Genomic DNA, 3893 nt, shown 5'->3' with positions numbered 1-3893 from the left:
TAGATACAATAGAAGGTCAAATATGGGGACAATCTTCGATGTGTTAATGAAAAAGATGGTGAAATTTGAATAAATATCAATAAAATCAATAGATAACAAGGGTGCTCTAAGCGCCTATACCTATAATTAAAATTGAGAATTTGGAAAATTATAGTTTTATAGATAATAATTATAAGGAAGAAACAGCTAGGACAAAAAATGTTACAGAGAAAAAAGAGTTTTATTTTACTCCTAAAATGATCATTAAAAAGAATTTTAAGAAAGAAAAAATAATTACATATTCGGATGATCAAATAATTAATTGTGGAAAAAATATGATTGAATTATTAAACGAAAGAATAGGCACACACTAAGAACATTTTATCGTAAAACTTTATGTTTGTACAAAAAATATAAAATATGAAAATAATAGCAGTTATACCCGCACGTTACGCCTCAACTCGATTTCCCGCCAAATTAATGGAGGATTTGGGAGGTAAAACCGTGATTTTACGAACCTATGAAGCCGCTAAACAATCCCATCTTTTTGATGATGTTTTCGTGGTTACCGATTCCGATTTGATTTATAACGAAATAGCTTCCAATGGTGGCAAAGCCATAATGAGCATCAAAGAACACGAATCAGGAAGCGATAGAATAGCCGAAGCTGTTGAAAATATGGACGTAGATATTGTGGTCAACGTGCAAGGCGATGAGCCGTTTATCAACACAGCAGCTTTAGAAAAACTTATTGAAGTCTATAAAAACGATACCGAAGAGAAAGTAGATTTGGCTTCCCTAATGTTTGAAATCACTGAGGAAGACGAAATCAACAATCCGAATAATGTAAAAGTAGTGACGGACCAAAACGGCTTTGCTTTGTACTTTTCGCGTTCTGTGATTCCGTATCCAAGAGAGAAAAACGCGGGTGTTCACTATATGCAGCACATCGGGATTTATGCTTTCAGAAAACAAGCCTTGATGGATTTTTACAGTTGGTCAATGCAATCTTTAGAAGCCTCCGAAAAACTGGAACAATTACGCTATTTGGAATTTGGAAAACGCATCAAAATGATTGAAACTGCCGAACGAAGCATTGGCATAGACACACGGGAAGATTTGGAAAAAGCGAGAAGAATGTTATCGAAATAATTAATCTTCCAAAAATTTCATTAGTTTTATCCTCAATTAATTTATAATTTATGAAAAAAATAATTTTCCATTTGGGACTTTTGCTGACTTTTACAGGGCAAGCACAAATGAAAGCCGATGACGTAAAAACGTTTACGCTCAACAACGGAATGAAGTTCCTGGTTGTCGAGGATTTTTCCATACCCAACGCCAATATGTACTTTTTTTACAAAGTAGGAAGTCGAAATGAACATCAGGGAATCACCGGTCTTTCTCATTTTTTTGAACATATGATGTTCAACGGAGCTAAGAAATACGGTCCTAAAGAATTTGACAGAACTATGGAGTTCAACGGAGGATCTAATAATGCTTATACTACCGAAAACGTTACGGTGTATACTGATTGGTTCCCAGCCGCAGCTGCAGAAACTATGTTCGACCTTGAGGCTGACCGAATTGCAAGCCTTAGCATCGATCCTAAAATGGTTGAAAGCGAAAGAGGAGTGGTGTTGAGCGAACGTCAGACAGGGCTCGAGAACTCACCATGGCGACTTTTGTCTGAGAATATGCAAGCAACGGCTTTTCAGGAACATCCATATCATTGGCCAGTAATAGGTTATGAAGACGATATGAAAAACTGGACTCAGCTAGATTTAGAACGGTATTTCAAAACGTATTATGCGCCAAACAATTGCGTTGTTGTTGTTTCAGGTGCGCTTAAATTGGAAAAAGTAAAGGAATTAGCAAAGAAGTATTTGGAACCAATTCCTGCTCAACCTGAACCACCTAAGGTTCATATTGTAGAACCAGCTCAAACAGGAGAAAGAAGAATTACTGTGCAAAAAGAGGTAGCTACTCCTTATATGATGATTGGTTATAAAACTCCTGAATCAAAAAATGAAGATTATTATGCCTTGAATATTTTGAGTTCTGTGCTTTCAAGCGGAAATTCATCGAGATTATATGCAGCTCTTGTTGACCAAAAACAATTGGCTACAGAGGTGTTTTCAAATTTTGGAGACACTTTTGATCCCAATCTTTTCAATGTATATGCTGTTGCAAATAAAGATGTGAAAGATGTAGATTTAGAGCAAGCGATTTACACAGAAATTGAAAAAATAAAAAAAGAGGGGATTAGCGAAAAGGAACTTCAAAAAATTAAAAACCAGAAATTAATGGAGTTTTATAGCCAAGTCGAAACCATTAACGGAAAGTCAAACAATATTGGTACTTACGAAGTGTTTTTTGGAGACTATCGAAAAATGTTCGACGCACCCGATAAATACAACAAAATCACTGTGGCTGATGTTCAAAAAGTAGCCAATAAGTATTTTACAAAAAGTAATAGAACTGTAGGAATATTAAAAACGAACTCTGAAGAATAAAATTATGGAAGGAATAAAACAAAAAATCATGATATTCTGCCTGTTGGTTGTTAGTATAAACGGATCAGCCCAAGGCTATAAATTGCCGGATTACACGACTTTTACTTTGCCAAACGGTCTCACTATTTCTCTGATGGAACAACGCGATGTACCTACAATAAGTGTATCGGTTATACTTTCGGCTGGAGCAATTTATGATTATGATAAAGCTGGCTTAGCTTCATTGACCGCAACGGCATTGAAACATGGGGCCAAAAATTTTCCAAAAACTAAATTAGACGAAGAACTTGATTTTATTGGTGCCAATGTTGATACCTATGCTACAAAAGAATTTTCAGGAATTACCTCAAATTTTGCTTCTAAAGACAAGGTTAAAGTATTGGAAATTATTAAGGAAATAATGCTCAATCCTAGTTTTGATGCTGCTGAGTTTGAGAAAGAAAAAAGTCGTTTATTAGTGTCACTAGAACAACAACAAGAAAGTCCGAGATCTGTGATTAGTCCTTATTTTGACACTCTTTTGTTCGGGAGCCATGTGTATGGCAATGTAATTAACGGAAGCATTACGACCGTAAAAAAGTTGAGTGTACAAGATGTTAAAGAGTTTTACAATTCTAATTATAAGCCAAATGGTGCTGCCATTTGTATCGTAGGTGATTTTGTCACCAAAGAAATGAAAGTTACATTAACCAAATTGTTTTCAGGTTGGGAAAAGTCTTCAGTTGAAAAAGAAAATCTGGCATCAAAACCCATTGCCAATCCTACAGAAAATAGGGTATTGTTAGTAAATAAAGAAGATGCAAAAGAAACTACCTTCTTTATTGGCTCGTTAGGAATTAGTCGAAACAATCCTGATTTTGTGGCTATCGAAGTGGTTAATACGCTTTTCGGAGGACGGTTTACCTCGATGCTAAATGATGAGCTTAGAGTAAATTCAGGTTTGACTTATGGCGCAGGAAGCAGATTCAGAACCTTAAAAAATGGAGGCTCTTTTTATATAAGCACTTTTACAGCTTCAAAAACAACTGAAGCTGCAATTGATAAGACCTTGGAAGTTATGAAAAAATTGCATAGCAACGGAATTGATCAAAAATCCCTGAACTCCGCCAAAAACTACGTAAAAGGGCAGTTTCCTCCAGGATATGAAACAAATCAGCAATTGGCAAGTTTGTTGTCACAAATGTATTGGTATAATTTTGACAAATCGTTTATCGATAATTTCGAAAAAAATGTGGATAGTCTTGATTTGGCAAAAGCCAACCAAATTATTGCCAAATATTTTCCAAAAGACAAATTGCAATTTGTTTTAATTGGCAAATCGGCAGACATCAAAAAGGTTGCTGAAAAATATGGTAAAGTCACCGAAGTGCAAATAAAGGATGATATCAAGAACAAAAA

4 protein-coding genes are annotated in these 3893 nt (G+C 35.3%); all 4 read left to right on the top strand.

What is annotated here, in order from left to right; translation table 11 throughout:
- Positions 1–140: 140 nt before the first annotated feature.
- Positions 141–353: a hypothetical protein gene (locus ACIQ1E_RS14000; RefSeq protein WP_396171974.1), complete on the top strand. Its 213-nt coding sequence runs from the start codon at positions 141–143 to the stop codon at positions 351–353.
- Between the two features lie 46 nt (positions 354–399).
- Positions 400–1131, top strand: a complete 732-nt coding sequence (kdsB, locus tag ACIQ1E_RS13995; protein ID WP_396171972.1) for a 3-deoxy-manno-octulosonate cytidylyltransferase — start codon at positions 400–402, stop codon at positions 1129–1131.
- Positions 1132–1181: 50 nt separating this feature from the next.
- Entirely contained in the window at positions 1182–2495 is a 1314-nt protein-coding gene (locus ACIQ1E_RS13990) for a M16 family metallopeptidase (protein WP_396171970.1), read from the top strand.
- A 4-nt stretch (positions 2496–2499) separates the two neighbouring features.
- The coding region (locus ACIQ1E_RS13985) for a M16 family metallopeptidase (RefSeq protein ID WP_396171969.1) at positions 2500–3893 on the top strand (1394 nt) is incomplete at its 3' end.

The organism is Flavobacterium sp. (assembly GCF_044348915.1).
In the GTDB taxonomy this organism is placed as follows: domain Bacteria; phylum Bacteroidota; class Bacteroidia; order Flavobacteriales; family Flavobacteriaceae; genus Flavobacterium.
The sequence above is the reverse complement of the archived record's forward strand: the minus strand, read 5'-3'. Positions and strand labels throughout refer to the sequence as shown.

Excerpts from the sequence above, each read along its gene's own strand:
- kdsB (WP_396171972.1), top strand. The coding sequence starts at position 400 with ATGAAAATAATAGCAGTTATACCCGCACGTTACGCCTCAACTCGATTT.
- ACIQ1E_RS13990 (WP_396171970.1), top strand. The coding sequence starts at position 1,182 with ATGAAAAAAATAATTTTCCATTTGGGACTTTTGCTGACTTTTACAGGG.